Raw genomic sequence first — 25,983 nt, 5'->3', positions numbered from 1 at the left:
TATGAAGAAGTTTATTTTACTACTCGTCATTTGTGCAGTTGGCAGAGAAGTGTATGCACAACGCTGCCTGGATATTAATATACTTTCGCTCACGGGCCATTTGCAGGCGCCCGGAGATGCTGCTTCATGTTACAATGAGTGTGCAACCACAACCAATGATCACGGGCAAAAGGTTATCAGCAACTATGGCACCCGCGATACCCAGCTTGATGAGTTGATCAAACAAAAAATGCAGGAATTTACAAACGCTTCCGTGTCAGGAATGGGGTCAGGTCCCAGTGCTTCGCAAGTGCAAGATTATAAGGCTATGGCTGCTAAAATGAAGGAGATGACACCTGATCAGCAAAAGGCCTACGCCATGCAAATAGCACAACAAATGCAGAGTAGTCGCTCTACAGCCCAGATGGAGAATCCGGCTGCTGCCAGGATAGTTGGCACTAACCAAACCAATGTAATGCAGCTGAAACAACTCGGCGATGAGTTTGCTGCTAAGTTAAGAGCGCTCAAAGGCCAGGAGAAAACAGAAAGGGATGCTGTAAAAACGCCGGACTACAGTAAATGCCCGGGCGTTGATAAAACAGGCATGCCCGCATGCGGCTGTGTAAATGGATTAGATGGTAAATATTGGCAGCAAATTGTGGCGATAGAAAATAAATACAACAGCCAAAAGACTGCGCTGCTGCAAAGTTACCTACCCCGCTATAAAACGTTGATAGGCACTATTGAAGACAATATCGCCAAAGTACACTACGGCGACGATCTGAAAACCGCCAATTATAAAAAGATACTGTTCAGTCAGCAATCGTCAACATTTGCGGCTGCATTTGATATTCCCTCGGTTGTAATTAATGATATCCGGCGGACAGGTTCCGACGCTTATGTAAACAAAGTAAACTCTGATGCAGGGGTTTATAACTTAAGCTGCAGCCATCAAAAATAAAAGACCTCGCGCCTAACAAACTGGGAATCTTATCAAATCAATATCCGCACTTTGCAGTGCGGATATTTTCATTTTAGCCGGTAATTACTAGTCCGTATCCGAACGAACAGTGTCCGTTTTTGTTACAATCCAATTCTCCACAAATCAATTTAAATTACTGATTATCAAAATATTAAAATATCGGCATGATATTGTTTGAGTTAGAGATTAGTGATTAGTTAATCAGAGATCAGTTGACTCCGATTAACAAGAAACAAGTCCCTCTTCGGGAGGAATTTAGGGTGAAGCAACCCAATGACTAATGACCATTGACTAATGACTAATTAACCAACCCATGTTAAAAAACTATCTCAAGATCGCTATCCGCCAGTTACGCAAGCAAAAAATGTACGCCGCCATCAAGATAGGCGGTTTTGCGCTTGGCATTGCAGCCTGTTTGCTTATCGGCCTTTATATAAGGAACGAGCTTAGTTTTGATAAATCATACCCTGATAACGATCAAATTTATCGCGTTATTGGATACTACAATACCGATGGCAAAACAGAAAAGGGTACCGATTGGCCAGCCCCAATGGGCAAAGCGTTGAAAGCTGATTTCCCGGAAGTGGAAATATCAGGCAGGCTAATGCCCAATTCGCTTTTCGACAAAGCTGGAAGCAATGAAGTAAGGCGCGCCGACCAGGTACAGAACACATACGAGGAAGGTTTTACCTATGCCGACCAGGAAATGCTGGACCTATTGCAGTTGCCTATGGCTTATGGTAAACGCGAGACCGCTTTGAAAGAGCCTCTGACAATGGTGATATCAAAACGTAAAGCGGATAAATATTTCCCGGGTACAAATCCCATCGGACAGGTAATGTACCTCAACAATGACAAAACCAAGCCTTACAGGATTGGTGGAGTAATGGAGAATATTCCCGAAACTTCCCACCTGAATAAATTTGATTTCCTTTTGACTTTAAAAGGTGTTGAATTCTACCAGGGCGAGCAAAACAACTGGGACGCCAGCAATTATCCCGACTATATCAAGTTGCGCCCGGGCACTAACATTGCGCAGTTTGAAAAGAAGATCACTAATGATATCATTAAGAATTATTATCTGCCGGTAATGATAAAGGATGGGATGAAGGATGCAGAAAAACAAGCTGCAAAATTTTCCCTGCACCTGCAGAAAGTCAGTGATATCAATTTATATTCCTATGATATTTACGACGACACCCCTCATGGCGATGTCCGTTTCGTTTGGCTGTTCGGAGCCGTTGCCGGTTTTATTCTCGTTATAGCCTGTATTAATTTCATCAATCTTTCAACGGCCAAATCGGCCAATCGCGCAAAAGAGGTTGGCTTACGAAAGGTAGTAGGTTCATACCGCAGCAGCCTCATCAATCAATTCCTTACAGAATCGTTAATTTATAGTCTTATATCTTTTATCTTGGGTATTTTAATAGCTTGGTTATTATTACCCTACTTCAACATACTTGCTTCCAAATCACTCACTATGCCATTTGGTCAGTGGTGGTTTGTACCGGTTATATTGATAGCGGCTTTGATCGTTGGTACCCTTGCCGGACTTTATCCCGCATTCTATTTGTCAAGTTTCCGTCCTGTGCAGGTGTTAAAAGGCTCCATCAGTACGGGCAGCAAAAGTTCGGGACTCAGGAATAGCCTGGTTGTTTTTCAATTCAGCGCTTCCATCATTCTCATCATCAGCACCGTGGTGATCTACAACCAGATGCATTTTATACTTAACAGAAAAGTGGGCTTTGACAAGGATCAGGTGGTAGTTATACAAGGCACTAATACGTTGGGTGATAAAAATGTCAAAAGCTTTAAAAATGAATTACTTAAGCTGGCTTCAGTAAAAAATGCGTCTATAAGCGACTATCTGCCTGTCAACGGTACCAAGAGAAACGGTAATACTTTTTATATAGAGGGCAGAACCAAACTGGATCCTGGAGTAGGCGGCCAATACTGGCAAATAGACGATACTTATCTGAAAACGATGGGCATGAAACTGGTTGAGGGCCGTAACTTCTCCTACTCAATGGCCCAGGATACCCAAGGGTCTGTTATAATTAATCAAACATTGGCCAAAAAACTTAACCTGAAGAAACCCATTGGTGCACATATCACGAACGGATATGGAAAATATACCGTTATCGGTGTGGTTGAAGATTTCAACTTTGAGTCAATGCGAGACCAGGTTGGGCCTATCGTGCTTAATTTTGGTCTTAGCCCTTCTATCGTTTCAGTAAAAGTCGGTGGAACAGATATGAAGAATACTCTGGCCGATATCACCGCTCTCTGGCAAAAATATTCACCGGACCAACCGATCAGATACACTTTCCTGGATGAGCAATTTGCCAATATGTACCAGGATGTGCAACGTACGGGGCGCATTTTTACCAGCTTCGCCGTGCTGGCCATTATTATAGCTTGTCTTGGATTATTTGCCCTTTCAGCTTTCATGGCCGAGCAACGCAGCAAAGAGATCGGCATCCGCAAGGTGCTGGGTGCAACGGTAAGCAATATAACGACTCTTTTATCCATAGAGTTTATAAAACTGGTGATAATTGCCATTGCAATAGCAATACCTATAGGTTGGTATGGCATGAGTAAATGGTTTTTACAGGATTTTTCCTATAAGACTGAGTTGAGCTGGTGGATATTCGTATTATCAGGATTTGTCGCCATTGCTATTGCACTGTTTACAGTAAGTTTTCAATCGATAAAAGCAGCTTTGATGAACCCGGTGAAGAGCCTCAGATCGGAGTAGCAGTTGCAGTACCAGTTAGATACCAATGAACTATTGAACAAGTGAACTAATGAACTAAACCATGATAAAAAACTATCTCAAAGTTGCGTGGCGTAACCTTATTAAGAATAAGGCTACGTCGTTCATTAATATAGGCGGACTTGCTGTTGGCATGGCCGTGGCCATTCTCATCGGCTTGTGGATATGGGATGAGCTTTCGTTTGATAAGTATCACAAGAATTATGATCGGGTTGCCATGGTGATGCAGAACGAAACCTTCAATGGTACTGTGAATACAGGAGCAGCTGTCTCATTACCTTTTGATGCCGAACTGCGCAAAAGCTATGGAAGCGACTTTAAGCATATTGCATTGTCTTCGTGGACGAACAAGCATATCTTTACGGTAGGCGATAAGAACATCTCTTTTTCAGGAAATTTTATGGGCGATGAAGCTCCCGAGATATTCTCGCTGAATATGCTTAAGGGTAATGGCAATGGACTAAAGGACCGCTCATCCATATTGATATCCCAATCGATAGCTAAAGCACTATTTGGCGATGCAAATCCGGTAAACAAAGTCGTAAAGTTGGATAATGCCGACGTTTTTAAAGTTTCGGGCGTTTATGAAGATTTGCCGGCTAATACCACTTTGCATGATGTTGCCTTTATAGGTCCCTGGGAATATTATATTAATCAGCCCAATAATAGAAGATCACCAACAGACTGGGGCGATAATTCATTATTTGTATATGTACAATTAGCAGATAATGCCGACATGGCTCAAGTATCTGCAAAAATACACGACATCAAGCTTAACAAAATAGATAAGGAAGATCGCAAATTTAATCCGATCGCTTTCCTCCAACCAATGAGTAAGTGGCACCTATATTCCGAATTTAAGAATGGTGTTAACACAGGCGGAGCTATACAATATGTATGGCTGTTCGGCATCATCGGCACATTTGTGCTATTACTTGCTTGTATTAATTTCATGAACCTGAGCACTGCACACAGCGAACGAAGAGCTAAAGAAGTAGGCATACGCAAAGCAATAGGGTCGGTACGAAAACAATTGATTGCACAGTTCTTTTGCGAGTCATTTTTGATCGCGTTCCTGTCTTTTGCTTTCTCGCTGGTATTGGTTGGGGTATCGCTTTCTTGGTTTAATAATGTAGCAGGTAAAGAGATAATCATGCCATGGAATAATCTGATTTTCTGGGGAGCAGGTATAGGCTTCACTTTCCTGACGGGGGTTATTGCTGGCAGTTATCCCGCATTGTATCTGTCTTCATTTAACCCGATCAACGTTTTAAAAGGCAGCTTTAAAGCTGGACGATTTGCTTCAATCCCAAGAAAAGTATTAGTGGTGATCCAATTTACCGTTTCGGTTATCCTTATCATTGGCACCATCGTGGTCTTTAAACAGGTTCAATTCGCTAAGAACCGCCCTGTGGGGTATTCAAGAGCGGGACTGATAAATATCGAGGTGACCAACGACGATCTGCATAAACATTTTGCAGCATTAAGGTCTGATCTCATCAATTCAGGTGCTGTAATTGAAGTAACCGAATCGTCAAGCCTTACAACTGGTATAAATAACAATCGCGGCGATGTGACCTGGAAGCAGAAAGACCCATCTATGAGCTCCTTCTTTGGCCAGATCAATGTTACTACGGAATATGGGAAAACCGTTGGCTGGCAATTTACTGATGGGCGCGACTTTAACAGCAACATTATAGCCGACTCGTCAGCCATTGTGCTGAACCAGGCTGCTGTAAAATATATGAACCTTAAAAATCCGGTAGGTGAAGTTGTCCATGTAGGTAAAAAAGATCTGACCGTGATCGGCGTAGTTAAAGACATGGTGATGGAATCGCCATATGAACCGGTTAAACAGTCTATTTTCCGAATTGGCAAAGGTGCGTTGGACTATTTTATTATCAAAATCAACCCACGTATAAGTGCACACGAGGCTTTAGACAAGATCGCTGCAGTATGCAAAACGTATTCGCCTTCAGTACCATTCTCCTACAAATTTGCGGATGATGATTATGCCCGGAAATTTGCTAGTGAAGAACGTGTAGGCAAACTGGCGAACTCATTTGCCTTGCTCGCCATATTCATCAGTTGCATAGGCATGTTCGGCATGGCATCATACATGGCCGAGCAAAAAGTAAAAGAGATTGGGGTTCGAAAAGTGTTGGGTGCTTCTGTTTTTGGCTTATGGCGACTGATGTCGAAAGAATTTGTGGTGCTGGTGATCGTCGCATTGCTTATAGCTATGCCTGTAGCATACAACTTTATGAATATCTGGCTGCAGCATTACACTTACCGCACCCCATTATCATGGTGGGTATTTGCTGTAACGTGTTTCGGATCACTGGCAATCACCTTATTAACAGTGAGCTATCAAAGTATAAAAGCGGCGCTGGCGAATCCGGTAAAAAGCCTGCGGAGTGAGTAATCAGTAACCGGTTAACCAGTTATCAGGAAAAATGACTAATGACCAAGAACTAATAAACTAAAACCATGATAAGAAACTATCTTAAAATCGGCTGGAGAAACCTTATTAATAACAAGGCTATGTCTTTTATTAATGTTGGCGGCCTTGCTGTAGGTATGGCGGTTGCCATGATTATCGGTTTATGGATCTGGGATGAGCTATCGTTTGATAAATACCATAAAAACTACGAAACGATTGTCAGGGTAATGCAGAACCAGACCGTGAATGGAGAAGTCAGCTCGCTAAAAGCAATGCCCATTCCTGTTGCAACTGAGCTCCGGCACTCTTACGGCAGCGATTTTAAACATGTAGTACTTTCTTCGTGGACAAACCCCCACCTCATTTCTTTCCATGATAAGAACCTATCTGTTAAAGGAAATTACATGGAACAGTCGGCTCCGGAAATGCTTACGTTGGATATGGTCAGGGGTGCAAGAAATGCTTTAAAAGACCCAACTTCTATTTTACTAGCCGAATCAGTATCCAGAGCTGTTTTTGGCAATGCCGACCCTCTTAACAAAACATTAAAATTAGATGGAGTTAATTTAAAAGTAGCCGGTGTTTACCAAGATCTACCCTCAAACACAACTTTTAACAATGTCGCCTTTATCGCACCCTGGGAGTTATATGCCGGTTCAGCAGATGTGCAGGGGGCTAAGACTAATTGGAACGCCAATTCATTTCAAATTTTCGCCCAGGTTGCCAATTCAAAAAATATCGCGCAGTTGTCGGCAAAAATAAAAGACATCAAGATTCGTAACACCGGGAAAGAATCAAATCCCCAAATCTTTTTGTTTCCAATGAGCCACTGGCATTTGTATTCAGAATTTAAGGATGGTAAAAACACAAGTGGCGGTATCAAATATGTTTGGTTGTTTGGCATTATTGGCGTTTTTGTATTAATGCTGGCTGGTATCAATTTCATGAACCTGAGTACAGCCCGATCAGAGAAACGGGCCAAAGAAGTTGGAATAAGAAAGTCGATGGGTTCACTGAGAAGGCAACTCGTATGGCAATTTCTAAGTGAATCTTTATTGGTGGCAACGTTGTCCTTTGCTGTGGCGCTATTTTTAGTACAATTAACACTCCCATATTTTAATGAAATAACAGGTAAGCAAAGCACCATTTTATGGACAAATCCATTCTTCTGGCTAACCTGTATCGGATTCGTAATTATCAGCGGGCTATTCGCAGGCAGCTATCCAGCCTTCTACCTGTCATCGCTTAAACCAGTGAAGGTATTGAAGGGCCTGTTTAAGGCAGGAAAAATGGCAAGTATCCCCCGCAAAGTGTTAATCGTGATCCAATTTACATTTTCGGTAACCATGATAATCGGAACCATAATTATTCTCCGGCAGATTCAATTTGCAAAAAACCGTCCCATTGGATACGGACGTTCAGGGCTAATCATGGTGAGGCCATATTCGGGAGATTTACACAAGAACATTGACGTTATCAGGAACGAGCTGTTGCAAACTAAGTGGATAAGTGAAATTGCGGAATCCGGCAATCAGATTACCAAAGGAAGCGCAACAACAGGAGACATCAGATGGCCTGGTAAAGACCCTAACCATGCCGATGAGTTTGCAACTTTTGCAGTAACGCCCCAATATGGAAAAACGGTAAGCTGGCAGGTTACAGACGGCAGGGACTTTTCCAAATCATTCTCTTCAGATTCAAGCGGATTGGTCTTAAATCAGGCAGCAGTTAAATATATGGGCCTTAAAAATCCAGTGGGCCAGGTTATAAACTGGGGTGATAAAAAATATACGGTTTTAGGGGTAACAAAAGATATGATTGTAGAATCACCTTATGAGACAATAAAGCCAACCATCTTTTATATCATTAATTGGCCGGGTATAGTAAACATCCGGATAAACCCTAAAGTGAGCACAAGCGCGGCATTAAAAAACATTGAAGCTGTTTGCAAAAAATATGCTCCGGCTGATCCATTCGATTACAAATTTGTAGACCAGGAGTATGCACAAAAATTCGGCGACGAAGAACGCGTGGGCACGTTGGCGGGCTTTTTTGCCGGTCTTGCTATTTTCATCAGTTGTCTCGGTTTATTTGGGATGGCCTCATTTATGGCCGAGCAGCGGATAAAAGAGATAGGTGTAAGAAAAGTATTGGGTGCAACAGTATTCAATCTGTGGCAATTGCTATCACGAGATTTTATTGTACTTGTTATAATCTCGTTATTGATAGCCGCACCTGTCGCTTATTATTTCATGCACAACTGGCTGCAAAACTACCCATACCGTACAGAAATAACCTGGTGGATATTTGCAGCTACAGCTTTTGGCGCTTTAATAATCACCTTAATGACAGTAAGCTATCAAAGTATAAAAGCGGCGTTGGCGAACCCGGTGAAGAGCCTGAGATCAGAGTAGCAGTGGCAGTTGCAATAGCAGTTAGACACCAATGAACTAGTGAACAATTGAACTAATAAACCAAACCAATGATAAAAAACTATCTTAAAGTTGCGTGGCGAAACCTTTTTAGGAACAAGGCGCAGTCGTTTATTAATATTGCCGGGCTTTCGGTTGGCTTGGCATGCAGTCTTTTGATCATGCTGTGGGTGCAGAATGAGGAAAGTATCGATGCTTTTCATTCTCCGCAATTGTATTCTGTCCTGGGGATTGTTCATTCCAATCATACCAATATAAGCGGGATGTATGATACACCTGGTGTACTGTCAGGTGAACTGAAAAAGGTTATCCCGGAGGTGGAATATGCCACCGGCATGGGTTTTGGCGAGACAAGCACTTTTCGTGTTGGCGATAAAATCCTCAAGATACAGGGCAATTCTGCAGGTGCAGATTACTTTAAGATGTTTAGCTTTCCGCTGATAGAAGGCACCCCGCAAACCGCGCTGAGCTCTCCGTCAAGCCTCGCTATCTCAAGAAAAATGGCAGAGCAATTTTTTGGAAGCGCTCATAATGCCATCGGCAAGAACATCTTATATCAAAACACTAAAAACTTTACCGTAACGGCTGTATTTGAAAATCTGCCTAAAAACGTTTCAACAACTTTTGATTTTTTAACTAACTGGGAGACTTTCTTAGATAACAATCCATGGGCGCGCAGTATGGGTAATGTTGGCCCGCAAACCTTCGTTACCCTGAGAAAAGATGCAAATGCATCTCTGGTTGATAAAAAGCTCGCCTATTTCTATGATCATTATTACGGCGGCGTTAATAGAAAGACCAGTTCGTTTTATGTAGAGCTTGGCATACAGCCTTATGCGGAATCCTATCTGCACAATAACATCGAAAATGGACGCCCCAATGGTGGCCGTATTGAATATGTGCATATTTTTAGTATTGTAGCCGTTTTCATCCTGCTGATCGCCTGTATCAATTTTATGAACCTCAGTACTGCCCGTTCACTTAAAAGAGCAAGAGAGGTTGGCGTTCGTAAAGCAATCGGCGCTATGCGCTCATCATTGATCGGGCAGTTTATTAGTGAGTCATTATTGACAACAATTCTGGCAGTAGCTATATCGCTTGGCATAGTTGTAATGGCTTTACCAGAGTTCAACCAGATCACCCAAAAAGAAATTGCCCTGCCGTTTCACCAGCTTTCTTTCTGGTTAGAATTAATAGGCATTACTTTGATCACAGGATTAATATCCGGAAGCTATCCTGCGCTATTCCTGTCTTCGTTCAAGCCTGTTAAGGTATTAAAAGGGGCGCTTAAGTTAGACCCAACCACCACAATATTCCGCAAAGGATTGGTTGTATTTCAGTTTGTGTTGTCGGTGATACTGATAACCGGAACGATAATCATCTCGCGGCAAATGAATTATATCCAGTCGAAGAACCTGGGCTATAACCGGGAAAACCTCATCTCGGTAACGATGGAAGGTGAACTGGGTGCCAAATACAATATATTCAAGGATGAACTGCTTAAACAGACAGACATAAAATCGGTAAGCCGCATTGCTAATAACAATGTGACAGACATTTACGGCAGTACAGCCGCCGTAGGATGGACAGGCCAGGACACGACAAAAACTATCATGTTCACTACCCCAGGTGTAGGTTACGACTTTTTCCAAACCATGCAAATGAAATTGGTTGCCGGGCGTGCGTTCTCAAAAGATTATCCGACCGATACAGCCAACTACATATTAAATGAGGCTGCTGTTAAAGAAACAGGCTACAAGGATCCTATCGGACAACCTCTCAGGGTATTTGGCAAGCGGGGTAAGATCATCGGTGTGGTGAAGGATTTTCATTTCCACTCTATGCACACACAGATTGGCCCTATGATTTTCCGTTCAGCAGAACATGAGCAAGGCATGATATTGATCAGGACACAACCCGGCAAATCGCGCGAAGCGGTAGCAAGTATCGAAAGATTATGTAAGGAGCTGAACCCTGCCTTCCCTCCTTCCTGGAGTTTTGTAGACGAGCAGTATCAAAAGCTATATCAAAACGAGCAGATCATCAACAAGCTATCTGACGCGTTTGCTTTTTTGGCGATATTTATTTCATGCCTGGGCTTATTAGGGCTGGCGATGTTTACCGCAGAACAACGCATAAAAGAAATTGGCATCCGCAAAGTGCTGGGTGCCAGCATAGCCTCCCTGTTTACATTATTATCAAAGGAATTTGTAGTACTCGTTACCATCGCATTGCTCATAGCAACGCCCATCACCTGGTACGCAATGGATAAATGGCTGCACAGCTTTCAGTACTACGCACCACTAAGCTGGTGGGTGTTTGCTATAGCAGGAGTATTAACAATACTGATCGCACTTGCAACAGTTAGCTTCCAGGCGATAAAAGCGGCGTTGGTAAATCCGGTGAAGAGCCTGAGGTCAGAGTAGCAGTGGCAGTCGCAGTTGCAGTCTGACACCAATAAACTAATGAACAATTGAACTAATGAACTAAGTAATGATAAAGAACTATTTAAAGATCGCGTGGCGGAATTTGTTTAAGAACAAAGCGCATACGTTTATTAATATAACAGGCTTGTCGGTAGGCATGGCAGTGGCCATGCTGATAGGCCTGTGGATATGGGACGAATTGTCTTACGACAAATACTTTCAAAACTACAACCGGCTGGTGCAGGTAATGCAGCATCAAACCTTTAATGGCGAGCGTGGCACCCAAAGTTCAATACCATTGCCCCTGGGGCCAAAACTACGTGCGGACTATACCGGCCCGACTAAAGACTTTAAATATGTGGTAAACTCAACCTGGACACAGGGCCATATCGTTGCCTATGGAGAAAAGAAACTAAGCCAAAGCGGCAACTGCATGCAGCCGGAAGCGCTGGATATGCTGACTCTAAAAATGCTTAAAGGGAAACGCACTGCCTTAAAAGATCCCTCATCTATCGTCCTGTCAGCAAAGCTTGCCAAAGCGCTTTTTGGCGATGCCGACCCAATGAACCAAGTCGTTAAGATCGACAATAAAACGGTTGTAAAAGTTACCGGCGTATACGAGGACCTGCCACGTAATACTTCCTTCAATGATATGGCATTTATACTTCCGTGGGATCTTTATCTGTCTATGAATCCGTGGACGAAGGGGAATTTAAACGAATGGGGTAATAATTCATGGCAGGTATTCGCTCAGTTGAATGACAATGCAAATATCGACCAGGTTTCTGCACGTATCAGAGATTTGAAGTTAAATGCCCTTACAGCAGTAAATGACAAACTCAGCCTCAGCTTTAAACCAGCCCTCTTTTTACACCCGATGACCAAATGGCACTTGTATTCTGAGTTCAAAAACGGAGTGATCGTAGGCGGGAATATAGAGTTTGTATGGATGTTTGGCATTATAGGCACATTCGTTTTGCTGCTGGCCTGCATTAACTTCATGAACCTAAGCACTGCTCGTTCTGAGAAAAGAGCCAAAGAAGTAGGTATACGCAAAACATTGGGTTCACTACGCCAGCAACTTGTTACTCAATTCTTCAGTGAATCATTGCTGGTATCGGCCTTTGCCTTTGTATTCGCTCTAATGCTGGTACAATTGGGATTATCGCCATTCAACCAGGTAGCTGACAAACAGATAGCTATACCATGGACAAATTTCATTTTCTGGATCATCTGTATAACCTTCAGCTTGTTTACCGGCGTAATTGCCGGCAGCTATCCTGCATTTTACCTGTCATCATTCCAGCCGGTTAAAGTACTTAAGGGAACTTTTCGTGCAGGTCGTTTGGCTTCTTTGCCGCGTAAAATATTGGTTGTGTTGCAGTTCACTGTTTCAGCTACGCTGATCATCGGTACCGTAATTGTCTTCACACAGGTTCAATACACCAAGCAGCGTCCTGTTGGTTACAACCGCGCAGGCATGATACAGGTGTATCATCAAACACCTGATATTCATAATCATTTCGAGGCGGTAAAGTACGATCTGATTAAATCGGGTGCGGTGGCTAATATAGCTGAATCGTCCAGTCCGATAACCGATATCTGGTCTGATCAAAGTGGCTTTTCATGGGAGAGCATGCCTCCGGGATTGCAACCTGATATGGCTGTAGTTGGCGTCTCACCGGATTTTGGTAAAACTTTTGGCTGGCAAATTAAACAGGGGCGCGATTTTTCGAGGGAGTTTTTAAGTGACTCGTCCGCACTTGTTGTCAACGAAACTGCGATAAAGTTTATGAGCCTGAAAAATCCCATTGGCAAGCCTATTAAGTGGAACGGCGGTAACTATCATGTTATCGGTGTAGTAAGTGATCTGGTGATGCAATCACCTTATTCGCCCGTTATGCCAACAGTATTTTATTCAATAAAAAATAATTGGGGTGTTACCAATGTAAGGCTTAATCCACACATGGAAACCACTGAAGCGCTTAAAAAGGTGGAAGCTATTTATAAGCAATACGACCCCGGAAGCCCTTTCAATTTTGAGTTTACTGATGCTGAATACGCTAAAAAATTTGCTGACGAAGAACGTACAGGCAGACTGGCAAGCATATTTACCGTACTGGCAATCTTCATCAGTTGTATGGGTTTATTCGGTATGGCGTCCTTCATGGCCGAGCAACGCACCAAAGAAATTGGCGTGCGCAAAGTGCTGGGCGCTTCTATAGTTAATCTTTGGGGGTTGATGTCAAAAGAATTTGTAGCGCTGGTATCTATTTCAATATTTATCGCCAGCCCGTTAGCCTATTATTTTATGAATAAATGGGTAATGAATTATAAATATCACACAGAGATTTCCTGGTGGATATTCATACTGACAGCTGTTGGTGCAATAGTGATCACTCTTCTTACGGTGAGTTATCAAAGCATAAAAGCAGCGACAGCGAACCCGGTGAAAAGCTTAAGGTCAGAGTAGCAGTGGCAGTTGCAGTTAGACACCAATGAACTAGTGAACAAGTGAACTAATGAACTAAGTGATGATAAGAAATTATTTGAAGATCGCCTGGCGGAACTTGTTTAAAAACAAGGTGCACACCTTCATTAATGTAACCGGCCTTTCGGTAGGTATGGCTGTGACGATGCTTATCGGTTTATGGATATGGGATGAATTATCATACGACAAATATTTTCAAAACTACGATAGCCTGGTGCGCGTAATGCAGCACCAAACCTTCAATGGTGAGCGGGGCACAAAGGGTGCCCTACCGCTGCCCCTGGGGCACAAGTTACGGGATGAATATACGGGCCCGTCAAAAGATTTTAAATATGTGGTGATGTCTACCTGGACAAATGACCATATTCTTGCCTTTAAGGATAAAAAGCTGAACCAAAGCGGCAATTGCATACAACCCGAAGCGCCGGAAATGTTCGCCCTGAAAATGCTGAAAGGCACCCGTGGAGGTTTGAAGGACGAATCTTCCATATTGCTGTCGGCAAAACTGGCTAAAGCACTTTTTGGCAATGCCGACCCGATGAACCAGATGGTTAAGGTTGATAATAAAAGTGTGGTAAAAGTTACGGGCGTATACGAAGACTTCCCGCGCAACACCTCGTTTAACGATATAGCTTTCATGCTTCCATGGGATTTTTACCTGGCTAATCCCTCGACGAAGGGATACCTGAATGATTGGGGCAGCAACTCATGGCAGATACTTGCCCAGCTAAATGCCAACGCCGATGCCGGCAAGGTTTCGGCCCATATTAAAGATCTGGTATTGATAGCGCTTACCGCTGCACACGATAAATTGAACCTTAGCTTCAAACCAACTCTTTTCCTTCACCCGATGAGCAAATGGCACCTGTATTCGGAGTTTAAAAATGGAGTGATCGTAGGGGGGAATATTGAATTCGTGTGGATGTTTGGCATTATCGGCACATTTGTATTGCTGCTGGCCTGTATCAATTTTATGAACCTGAGCACTGCCCGTTCCGAAAAGCGGGCCAAAGAGGTGGGTATACGTAAAACATTGGGCTCATTACGCCATCAACTCATCAGCCAGTTCTTCGGTGAATCGTTACTGATGTCAACCTTTGCCTTTGCATTCTCATTGATCTTGGTTCAACTGGCATTGTCATCATTCAACCTAATTGCTGATAAACAGATGCCTATCCCATGGTCGAGCCCGGTATTCTGGATCCTTGGGTTAGTATTTAGCATACTCACCGGTATAGTTGCAGGCAGTTATCCGGCGTTTTACCTGTCATCATTTCAGCCGGTTAAGGTACTTAAAGGAACATTCCGCGCCGGGCGTTTGGCTTCCCTGCCGCGTAAAATATTAGTCGTACTGCAATTCACGGTTTCAGCTACCCTCATCATCGGTACCGTTGTAGTTTTCAGACAGGTTCAATACACCAAAAACCGGCCCGTTGGTTATAACCGCGCAAACATGATACAGGCGTACTGGCAAACACCGGATATACACAACCATTTTGAAGCGGTAAAATACGACCTGCTTAAATCAGGCGCAGTAACTTCAGCAGCCGAATCCGGCAGCCCGGTAACCGATATCTGGGCCAACCAGCAAGGTTTTTCATGGGAAGGTATGCCGCCCGGCTTCCAACCCGACCTGAACGTAGTTCATGTCAGTCCTGAATTTGGTAAAACTGTCGGCTGGCAGGTCAAGGAAGGACGTGATTTTTCGAAAGAATTTTTAACCGACTCGTCGGCTCTCATTATAAATGAAGCCGCTGTAAAATATATGGGTTTGAAGACCCCGGTAGGTATGCGCATTAAATGGTACAGGGATTTTCACATCATTGGCGTGGTAAAAGATATGGTGATGACCTCACCTTATGAACCTGTGGCGCCAACGGTATTTTCAGGGATGAACGGAGATTATGGCCTCATCAATATGAGGCTGAACCCGCATATGGGAACCAGCGAGGCAATCAGTAAGATAGAAAATGTGTTTAAGCAATACGACCCCGGAAGCCCGTTCACTTACGAGTTTACCGATACCGCTTACGCCAAAAAATTTGCCGATGAAGAACGCACAGGTAAACTGGCGGGCACCTTTACCGCACTGGCCATCTTTATCAGCTGTATGGGCCTGTTTGGCATGGCATCATTTATGGCCGAGCAACGCACCAAAGAGATCGGCGTCCGCAAAGTATTGGGCGCTTCCATAGCCAATCTTTGGGGGTTGATGTCAAAAGAATTTGTGGCACTGGTAGCTATTTCATTGTTTATTGCCAGCCCATTAGCCTATTATTTTATGAATAAATGGGTAATAAATTATAAATATCATACCGAGATTTCCTGGTGGATATTCATATTGACAGCAGTTGGTGCAATAGTTATTACCCTGCTTACTGTGAGCTATCAAAGTATTAAAGCGGCGACGGCTAATCCGGTGAAAAGCTTAAGGTCAGAGTAGCAGTGACAGTAGCAGTTAGACACCAATGAACTAGTGAACAAGTGAACCAATGAACTAACCCCATGATAAAGAACTATTTCAAAGTTGCATTTAGGAATTTCTGGCGGCACAAGCTGTTTACGCTGATTAATGTCATCGGCTTATCGATAGGAATTAGTGCAGCACTTGTTATTTACCTGCTGGTGCATTATGACTTCACCTTTGATAAGTTCCATAAGGATGGCGATCGTATTTATCGCGTGGTAACCAACTTTTCGTTCTCAGGTTCGCCGGGTAATAATCCGGGTATCTGCGGACCGCTGCCATGGGCCGTAAAAAACGAAGCTACAGGTTTACAACAAGCCGCTCCTATTTTCAGGCTATCACAACCGAACGTGACCGTTCCTAATGGAAGCAAAGCATCCTCGCGTTTCAAAATACAGGACAACGTAATAGTAGCCGATAGCGATTACTTCAAGTTATTTGAATATAAATGGCTCGCGGGGTCAGCTAAAACCGCACTAAATGCTCCATACCAGGTGGTTCTTACCTCGGAGCAGGCCGAAAAATATTTCCCCGGTGTAAGCTATGATCACATGCTTGGACGTACCGTGATATACGATACCATGAGGACTACAGTGACTGGCATTGTGCAAACCATTAAACAAAACACCGACCTGGTATTTCATGATTTCATTTCCTTTCCGACAGCTTTTTCAGACCCGTCAATCAAACAACAATTGCGCTTGCTTAATTGGGGAGGTGTCAGTCCTGATTACCAGTTTTTTGTCAAGTTAACGCCGCAAACCACAGTTGCTAATATTGAGAAACAGATAAACGATATTGAGAAAAGGAACTATAAAGGCAGGCCTGGTGTAACAGAAGAATTTATGTTGCAACCGTTAGCCGATATTCACTTCAATCCCATCTACGGGACGTTTAACGGACGCATTGCAGATAAAACCACATTGCTTGAGCTATCAGGTATTGCGCTCTTCTTGTTATTGCTGGGTTGTATCAATTTTATCAACCTTACCACTGCACAGTCGACACAACGGGCTAAAGAGATCGGTATACGTAAAACCATGGGCAGTAGTCGTAAACAATTGATATTTCAGTTTATCAGCGAGACATTTTTGCTTACGCTCAATGCTGTCGTTATTTCGGCTGCGATAGCCCCTGTCATTCTTAAATTTTTTGCGGGATTTATCCCGGCAGGCGTTCAAAACAGCACTATTGTACAACCAAATGTTGTCCTGTTTCTTGTTTTGCTGACTATCATAGTTAGTCTTGCGTCCGGGTTCTATCCAGCTATGGTGCTTTCCGGATATAAACCAATATCGGTATTGAAAAACCAGGCAGGTAAAGGACAGGAAACGCGTAAGGCTCTGTTTCGTAAATCACTTACAGTAGCGCAGTTTGCCATTGCCCAATTCTTCATTATGGCAACTATCCTGGTAAGCAAGCAGATTTATTACGCATTACATAAAGATCTCGGCTTTAAGAAGGACGCCATCCTGATCATCAATTCACCCTGGAAAAACAGGCAGGAACGATTAAACCAGGTGCTGCTTAATAAATTTAAAGCGATCCCCCAGGTAGATATGATAAGCATGGGCCGTGATGCTCCTACTTCTGACGACTCCCATAGCACCGAAGCCACTTACAAAGACGGGAAAAAAGAGATAAAGATGGAAGACCTGGGGCTAAAATTTGGTGATGAAAATTATATTAAGGTTTACAACATCAAATTACTGGCAGGGAGGGATCTGATGCCCGGCGATACCTCAAAAGCATTCCTGATTAACAATACGCTTGCAAAGCGAATCGGATTCAATGATCCGCACGATGCTGTTGGCAAAGTGATCAGCAAATTTAATGGCGACAAGGATATGCAGATCGTGGGTGTCGTGGCTGATTTCAACCAGGAATCGATACACGCTCCTATTGCTTCGCTGGCCATCATGACCAGTACCAATTTCTATTTCAATGGCACCTTCCACATTGCACTGAAACCACAAACAGCCAATGGCGATGAGTGGAAAGCAGCCATTTCATCCATGGAAAAAGCATGGAAGCAAATTTACCCCGAAGACGATTTTGAATACCAGTTTTTTGATGAAAGCATTGCAAGACTATATGCCAACGAACAAAATACGGTGTCACTACTGAACTGGGCAACAGGCTTATCAATACTGATCAGCTGTCTCGGACTGTTTGGCTTGACGATTTACACTACCACTCAACGTACTAAAGAGATTGGGGTACGCAAAGTATTGGGTGCAACGGTAACGCAAATCGTTGTGTTGCTGTCTACGGAGATGGCGTGGCTTATCGTGCTGGCTTTTGTGATCGTAACTCCGGTAGCCTGGTGGGCCATGAACAAGTGGATGCAAAACTTTGCCGATCACACTGCTATAAGCTGGTGGATATTCGCATTAAGCGGAGGTGGTATGCTGCTTACCGCATTATTTACATCGGGTTTCCGGACAATTAAAGCGGCGCTGGAAAATCCGGTGAAGAGCCTAAGATCAGAGTGAGAAAGTGAATGGTGAATAATCAGTGGTGAGTGTGCCTTTTTGAGTGTTTAGTATTTAGAAATTAGTATTTAGAGTTTTAACATCATGATAAAGAACTTTCTCGTCATCAGCCTGCGTAATCTTTTAAAAAGAAAAGGATATACTACATTGAATATCCTCGGGCTTACCATCGGCATCACCTGCTGCCTGCTCATTTTTCAGTATGTGTCGTATGAAAGAAGCTACGATACTTTTCAAAAAAATTCATCACGGATAGTCCGCATCCGGTTGGATGCGTATAAGCAGGGAAAATTGTCGTGGCAGTCGGCTACATCCTATCCTGCATTCGGTCCGCTGATGAAAAAAGATTATCCGGAAGTTGAAAACTACTGCCGGCTGATCGATGACGAGCTCTTGCTGAGCAATGATGCTAAAAACATCAAGTTCTCTGAGAAGAAAGGTTACTTTGCTGACCCATCATCTATTAGCATGCTGGATATGAAACTCGCTGGAGGAAACAGTGCAACTGCATTGGATGCACCCAACAAAATTATCATCTCGCAAAGTATGGCGCGTAAATATTTTGGGACCACGGATGTTGTTAACAAAACCCTACAATCTCACGGTGATGGCAGGGCCAAGCCTGACACGTACCAAATAACAGGAGTGTTTAAAGATTATCCTAAAAACTCACATCTTATTATAGATTACCTGGTTTCATACGAAACGCTCCGCAAAGCTTTGCGCGAACAGGGCGATAAAGACGATTCTGCTAATACAGCCATCGGCTGGTATGATTTCTATGTATACCTGCAAATGAAACCCGGTACCAACCTGCAAAAGTTTGAATCTAAAATGCCTGCCTTCGCCGAAAAGTATATTAACAACAGGAAGGGGAACAAGCTGAACAATGTGCGGAATGAACTGCATATCATTCCGTTAAGTGACATCTATCTCAATTCAAATTACAACCAGGAAGCCGAAGTAAACGGCAGCGGCAGCGCAGTCAATTTCATGTTTCTTATAGGTTTTATTATCATGGGCATTGCCTGGATCAATTATATCAATTTGTCTACCGCACGCTCTGTTGAACGTGCAAAAGAAGTAGGTGTGCGTAAAGTTTTAGGTGCCGCTAAAGGTAATTTGATTCGGCAGTTCATGCTGGAAAATGTTCTGTTAAATATTACAGCTATTCTTCTTGCCGGTTTCGCTGTAGCGGTGTTAACACCATGGTTCAATAACCTGATGGGTAAGGATGTCTCAACCGGCTTTTCCATGTCGGGTGAGTACTGGCTGATATTTTTTGCCATCTTTTGTTCGGGGACATTGCTTTCAGGCTTATATCCAGCTTTTGTTCTGTCGGATTATAAACCTGTGGCTGTTCTGAAAGGTGCCTTCAAAAACACATCTGGCGGCTTGATCTTGAGAAAATCTTTGATCGTTGTGCAATTCGGTATCTCTGTAGTACTTATTGCCGGAACTATAATTGTTTACCAGCAGGTGAACTTTATGCGAAAACAAAAGCTTGGCGTCGATATCAACCAGACACTGGTACTAAGTGGTGTTCAGTCGATTCCTGATTCGGTGTATCAAGACGCACTGCAGCCATTTAAGACGGATTTACTCAAAATTCCAGGGATAAAAGGTATGACTTCGTCAAGCAATGTAATGGGTCAGGAGATCTATTGGACGAATGGCTTTCAAAGCCTCGATCATAAAGAGCTTGGCGGCTCAACCGTATATCGTCTCGGTGTTGATTATGATTTCTTACCCCAATTCGGCATGAAATTGCTGGCCGGGAGAAATTTTTCAAAAGACTTCCCTACTGATAAAAAGGGGGCAATATTGAATGACAGGGCGCTGGCTCAGATGGGCTTCAAAGATCCCCAGGACGCCATCGGTAAAAAAATATCCAACGGCGACACGCTTACCATCATTGGCGTGATACAAAGCTTCCACCACATGGGGCTTCAAAAGCCTATCGACCCGCAATTGATCTCCCTACGGACAAATGCACGCAATGCCTATTCCATAAAATTGCAAACCACAGACCTGCAAGGTACCGTTGCCACTGTAAAAGCTTTATGGACTAAATATTTCCCTAATGACCCTTTCAATTATTTCTTTCTTGATGATGAATTCAATGCCCAATACCAAAGTGATCAGCGGTTTGGCGAGATGTTTACCCTGTTTGCATCCCTTGCCATATTGATAGCCTGCTTTGGATTAGTTGGATTATCAGCTTATAATATTTTACAACGCACCAAAGAAGTAGGCATCCGCAAAGTGCTTGGAGCATCGGTGCAAAACGTGGTGTTCATTCTCTCAAAAGATTTCTTATTGCTGGTTATCCTGTCGTTTATTATAGCCGCTCCAGTTTCGTGGTTTATCATGCACCGTTGGTTGCAGGATTTTGCATACCGGATAACCATCAACTGGTGGGTATTTGGCATTGCTGGCGCATTGGCATTGCTAATTGCATTAAGCACGATAAGCTACCAGGCTATTAAAGCGGCTATTGCGAATCCGGTGAAGAGCCTGAGGTCAGAGTAGCAGCGGCAGTTGCAGTAGCAGTTTAGAAACCAATGAACCAATGAACTTAAAGTCATGATAAAGAATTATCTGAAAGTTGCATGGCGTAATCTTGTTAAGAACAGGGTTACTTCCCTTATTAATATCGGTGGCCTCGCTGTGGGCATGGCTGTAGCTATGCTAATCGGTTTGTGGGTGTGGGATGAGTTGTCGTTCGATACCTATCATAAAAATTATAACACCATCGGGCAAATAAGAGTGCACATGGTCGACCAGAAAAGCAATACGCAGGGGACGAACAGCTCTGTACAGTTTCCATTATATACGGAGTTGAAGGCCAACTATAAAGAAAACTTCAAGCATATTGTGATGGCTTCCTGGAATGTCGATAATATACTATCAGCAGGTGATAAGAAGCTTTCCAGAACGGGTCTGTACATGGATGCCGATGCCCCTGAAATGTTGACATTGAAGATGATCCATGGTTCGTGGGCTGGTTTGAAAGATCCTTACTCAATCATGCTTTCTGAGTCCACAGCTAAAGCATTTTTTGGCAATGCAAACCCTGTGAACCAGGTAATGAAGATAAATAACAAGTATGACGTGAAGGTTACCGGTGTTTATGAAGACCTTCCGCTCAACACTCAATTTAAAGACCTTAAATTCCTTTCGCCTATCGACTTATGGTTTGTTGATAATCCATGGATCAAACAAAGCGCGATGACCGATTGGCAAAATCACTTTTTGAAAATCTATGCCGAGATCGCACCAAATATGAGTTTTGAGCAGGTTTCTCACAACATCAAAGATGCCGAGTTAAAAGACCTAAAGGACGTTAAATTTAAAGATGAGGCCGCTCTAAATCCACAGGTGTTAGTGGCGCCCATGAGCAGCTGGCACCTGCACAGTTTAAAACGCGGTCAATCTGATACAGGGCCACTGCAGATGGTTTGGCTGATTAGCATTATCGGAACTTTTGTTCTCCTGCTAGCCTGTATCAATTTCATGAATTTAAGTACCGCACGATCTGAAAAACGTGCTAAAGAAATCGGAATCAGAAAGGCTGTCGGATCGCTGCGTATGCAATTGATCGGGCAGTTCCTGAGCGAATCATTCCTGATCGTGGTGCTGGCATTCTGCCTGTCATTGGTTATTGTAACGCTTTCGATGCCAGGATTTAATGAACTTGCTGGCAAACAGGTGAGTATGCCTTATCAAAGCGCTTATTTCTGGCTGGTCAGTATCGGTTTTATTTTCATCACAAGTATTATAGCCGGAAGTTATCCTGCGCTTTACCTGTCATCATTCAAACCGGTTAAAGTTTTGAAGGGAACTTTTAAAGCTGGTCGCCTTGCATCTATTCCGCGTAAGGTTCTGGTGGTGACACAGTTTACCGTTTCTGTCGCCTTAATTATCTGCACAATCGTAGTTTATAAACAAATTCAAATCGCCAAGAGCCGTCCTGTGGGCTATACCCGCGAAGGGCTCATCATGATCGAGAAGAAAAACAGCGACTTTGACGGCAAATACGACATCCTGCGATCTGAGCTAAAGAATACCGGTGTAGTTTCCGAAATGTCTGAGTCGTTTGGCAAAGTAACAGAGATCGCCTCAGGAAACGGCGGTTTTAAATGGAGAGGCAAAGACCCTAACTTCAACGATTCGTTTGGTACGCTCCCTGTAAGTTTTGAATTCGGAAAGACTGTCGGCTGGCAATTTGTCCAGGGCCGCGATTTTTCAAGAGCTTTTCCTACGGACTCAAACGGAATGGTCATCAACGAAGCTGCTGCAAAATACATGGGCCTGAAGAACCCGGTAGGCGAAGATGTAAGCTGGAAGTTCCAGGATCAGCCGATGAGATATTACAAGATACTGGGTGTGGTAAAAGACATGATCATGGAATCGCCTTATGATGATATCACCCCTACCATTTTTATGATAAAGGGGCATGTGGGCACCAGCCAGATCAATGTTAAGATCAATCCAAAGGTGAGCGCCAGTGAAGCCTTACCAAAAATAGCAGCTGTATTTAAGAAGATCATCCCATCTGCACCATTTGAATACAAGTTCGCCGATGAGGAATATGCGGCCAAATTTGCTGCCGAAGAACGTATCGGAAGCCTTGCCGGCGTGTTTGCGTCCCTCGCCATTTTCATTTCATGTCTCGGTTTGTTTGGACTTGCATCATTTGTTGCAGAGCAACGCTTTAAAGAAATTGGTGTTCGCAAGGTATTAGGTGCAACGGTTGTAAATCTTTGGGCTCTTTTATCTAAAGACTTTGTGCAGCTGGTTGTTCTGTCGCAATTAATTGCATCACCACTCGCCTGGTATTTTATGCACAAATGGCTGATGAATTATCACTACCGCACGGATATATCCTGGTGGGTATTTGGAGTAACCTGTGGCGGCGCGCTAATCATCACTTTGATTACGGTAAGCTTTCAGAGCATTAAAGCAGCTACTGCGAATCCGGTTAAAAGTTTAAGATCAGAGTAGCAGTTAGAGTTAGGCCACCAATGAACTAATGAACAAGTGAACTAATGAACTAAAACCATGATAAAGAATTATTTAAAGATCGCTTGGCGAAATATTTTAGGTAATAAAATATACAGCGCATTAAATATACTTGGTCTTGCTGCCGGCATGGCAGTTGCCCTCATTATTGGCTTATGGGTACAATTTCAATATTCATATGACCGCTTCTTGCCAAACTATGAACAGCTATACCAGGTAAGACGAAATTTTAACAGTAACGGCGAAACGCTGACATTCAGCTCCACCTCGCTAAAACTGGCTGATGCATTACGTAACAGCATACCCGAAATAGAATATGTTGCCGAATCTGATTGGGGCGACTCGCATGGGCTGATGGTAGGCAATAAAAAGATATACTTGCAAGGCGCTCAAATAGGCAGCGATTTTCTGAAAATGTTTCAGTATCCTTTTGTCGAGGGCAATGCAAATTCCGCAATGAGCGACCCTTATTCCATTGTGCTAACACAAAGCACAGCAAAAGCCTTGTTTGGCGATGAGAATCCCCTTAATAAAACCGTTAGGGTAGATAATCAGCACGATTTGAAAGTAACTGGATTGTTGAAAGACATACCGGCAAATTCATCTTTCCAATTTAAATACCTGATACCATTCAGTTATATGGAACAAACCAGGAGCTATGTAAAACGGGACCGTACAGGCGGTTTTGACGGCAATAGCTATCAGATATTTGTTAAACTAAAACCCAATATCAGCTATGCCCGGGTTGCAGCCAAAATCAGCGATATTGAAAAAAGCGAGCCCAATAGCACCAATGCCCGAAATTCAAGAGTAATCATTCAGCCATTAAAAGACTGGCATTTGTATAATGAATATAAAAACGGTATAGCCGGTGGCGGGTTTATCGACTATGTACATATTTTTAGTTTGATCGGAGTACTAGTACTATTGATTGCTTGTATCAATTTCGTCAATCTTTCTACTGCGCGCTCCGAAAAACGCGCCAAAGAAGTGGGTGTACGCAAAGCGATCGGCTCGCAAAGAAAGGACCTGATCTTCCAATTTCTGACCGAATCGACTTTGATAACTGTCATTTCTTTTGCTTTTTGCCTTTTGTTTGTCCAGTTGGCTTTACCGGCATTTAATTTACTGGCAGATACCTCGGTGAGCATTCCGTTCAGCAATATCATTTTCTGGTTAGCTATGATAGGCTGTGTGCTATTCACCGGACTACTGGCGGGCAGCAAACCAGCATTTTATCTTTCATCGTTCAACCCGGTGAAGGTTTTAAAGGGTACCATCAGTGGTGGAAAATCAAATTCATTATCAAGGAGGGTTTTAGTAGTAGTACAATTCAGTTGCTCTATCGCACTTATCATAAGCACGGTCGTCATTTACAAGCAGATACAATATGCAAAGGACCGGCCTACCGGTTTTAATACCAGCAACCTGATGGCTACGGACATGAACGAAGACCTTGGCAAGAACTATGTCGCTTTAAAAAATGAATTACTGCGAAGCGGGCTGGTGCAATCAGTAACAACAGCTTCTGCTCCGGCTACTGATGTCAACTCGCACGGCGATATTACTTATTGGCCGGGTAAATACCCTGGCGAAACAGTTGAGATGGGATATATCGGTGTATCAGACGATTATTTTAAAACACTCGGCATGAAGATCAAAGAAGGAAGAGACTTCATCCCCAATTATAAACCAGACACTAACTATGTAATCTTCAACGAAGCAGCAATTAAACGTTTACGATTAAAAGATCCATTGAATCAGGTCATTACATTTGGCAAGCAGCATATAAAAGTAATTGGTGTGGTAAAAGATGCGTTAATGATCTCGCCTTTTGCTGCCGCCGATCCCACCACGTTTTATATAGGCAATGGAGGGAATTTGATATATCGCCTGTCTCCCAATGTGAACACACACGATGCCATTACTAAACTTACAACAATATTCAATAAGTATAATCCTGCCTTTCCCTACACCTACCGTTTTGTTGATGACGATTACAACAAGAAATTCAACCTCGAAATGCTTATCGGAAAACTGTCAGGCATATTTGCGGCACTGGCCATTTTTATTTCCTGTCTCGGTTTATTCGGACTTGCTGCATATATAGCCGAACAACGCACAAAAGAGATCGGCATACGCAAAGTACTGGGCGCGACAGTGACACAAGTCTGGCTACTATTATCAAAAGACTTTATAATACTGGTAATACTAAGTTGCATGCTGGCATCGCCGATAGCTTTCTACTTTTTGCAAAACTGGCTGCACAAATATGATTACCACATAAAAATGGGCGCGAATATCTTCTTGCTGTCAGCTGCGTCGGCAATATTGATTACTATAGTTACGATAAGCTTCCAAGCCATAAAAGCGGCCTTAGCTAACCCGGTGAAAAGCCTGAGGTCGGAGTAGCCGTAGCAGTCAAACACCAATGAACTAATGAACAAGTGAACCAATGAACTAACAC

11 protein-coding genes are annotated in these 25,983 nt (G+C 43.2%); all 11 read left to right on the top strand.

Annotated features, from left to right (window positions below):
* Position 1 precedes the first annotated feature (1 nt).
* On the top strand, positions 2-940 hold the full coding sequence (locus VIM89_RS02850) for a hypothetical protein (RefSeq protein WP_488154618.1): 939 nt from the start codon (positions 2-4) through the stop codon (positions 938-940).
* A gap of 334 nt (positions 941-1,274) precedes the next feature.
* Positions 1,275-3,719 carry an ABC transporter permease gene (locus tag VIM89_RS02845; RefSeq protein WP_488154617.1) on the top strand — a complete coding sequence of 815 codons (2,445 nt, stop codon included), beginning with the start codon at positions 1,275-1,277 and terminating at the stop codon, positions 3,717-3,719.
* A 61-nt stretch (positions 3,720-3,780) separates the two neighbouring features.
* Positions 3,781-6,162, top strand: a complete 2,382-nt coding sequence (locus VIM89_RS02840; RefSeq protein ID WP_488154616.1) for an ABC transporter permease — start codon at positions 3,781-3,783, stop codon at positions 6,160-6,162.
* A gap of 65 nt (positions 6,163-6,227) precedes the next feature.
* Positions 6,228-8,594: an ABC transporter permease gene (locus VIM89_RS02835; RefSeq protein ID WP_488154615.1), complete on the top strand. Its 2,367-nt coding sequence runs from the start codon at positions 6,228-6,230 to the stop codon at positions 8,592-8,594.
* A gap of 68 nt (positions 8,595-8,662) precedes the next feature.
* Positions 8,663-11,038, top strand: a complete 2,376-nt coding sequence (locus VIM89_RS02830) for an ABC transporter permease (RefSeq protein WP_488154614.1) — start codon at positions 8,663-8,665, stop codon at positions 11,036-11,038.
* Between the two features lie 67 nt (positions 11,039-11,105).
* A complete protein-coding gene (locus VIM89_RS02825; RefSeq protein WP_488154613.1) occupies positions 11,106-13,511 on the top strand; it encodes an ABC transporter permease in 2,406 nt (801 codons plus the stop codon).
* 61 nt (positions 13,512-13,572) lie between these two features.
* A complete protein-coding gene (locus VIM89_RS02820; RefSeq protein ID WP_488154612.1) occupies positions 13,573-15,972 on the top strand; it encodes an ABC transporter permease in 2,400 nt (799 codons plus the stop codon).
* A gap of 62 nt (positions 15,973-16,034) precedes the next feature.
* A complete protein-coding gene (locus tag VIM89_RS02815; RefSeq protein ID WP_488154611.1) occupies positions 16,035-18,491 on the top strand; it encodes an ABC transporter permease in 2,457 nt (818 codons plus the stop codon).
* Between the two features lie 84 nt (positions 18,492-18,575).
* Entirely contained in the window at positions 18,576-21,023 is a 2,448-nt protein-coding gene (locus VIM89_RS02810) for an ABC transporter permease (RefSeq protein ID WP_488154610.1), read from the top strand.
* Between the two features lie 54 nt (positions 21,024-21,077).
* Positions 21,078-23,498 carry an ABC transporter permease gene (locus VIM89_RS02805; RefSeq protein ID WP_488154609.1) on the top strand — a complete coding sequence of 807 codons (2,421 nt, stop codon included), beginning with the start codon at positions 21,078-21,080 and terminating at the stop codon, positions 23,496-23,498.
* A 57-nt stretch (positions 23,499-23,555) separates the two neighbouring features.
* A complete protein-coding gene (locus tag VIM89_RS02800; protein WP_488154608.1) occupies positions 23,556-25,928 on the top strand; it encodes an ABC transporter permease in 2,373 nt (790 codons plus the stop codon).
* The last annotated feature ends 55 nt before the right edge of the window (positions 25,929-25,983 follow it).

The organism is Mucilaginibacter sp., from assembly GCF_036568825.1.
GTDB lineage: Bacteria > Bacteroidota > Bacteroidia > Sphingobacteriales > Sphingobacteriaceae > Mucilaginibacter.
Note: the sequence above shows the minus strand (reverse complement) of the source record. Positions and strands in the feature narration are given on the sequence as shown.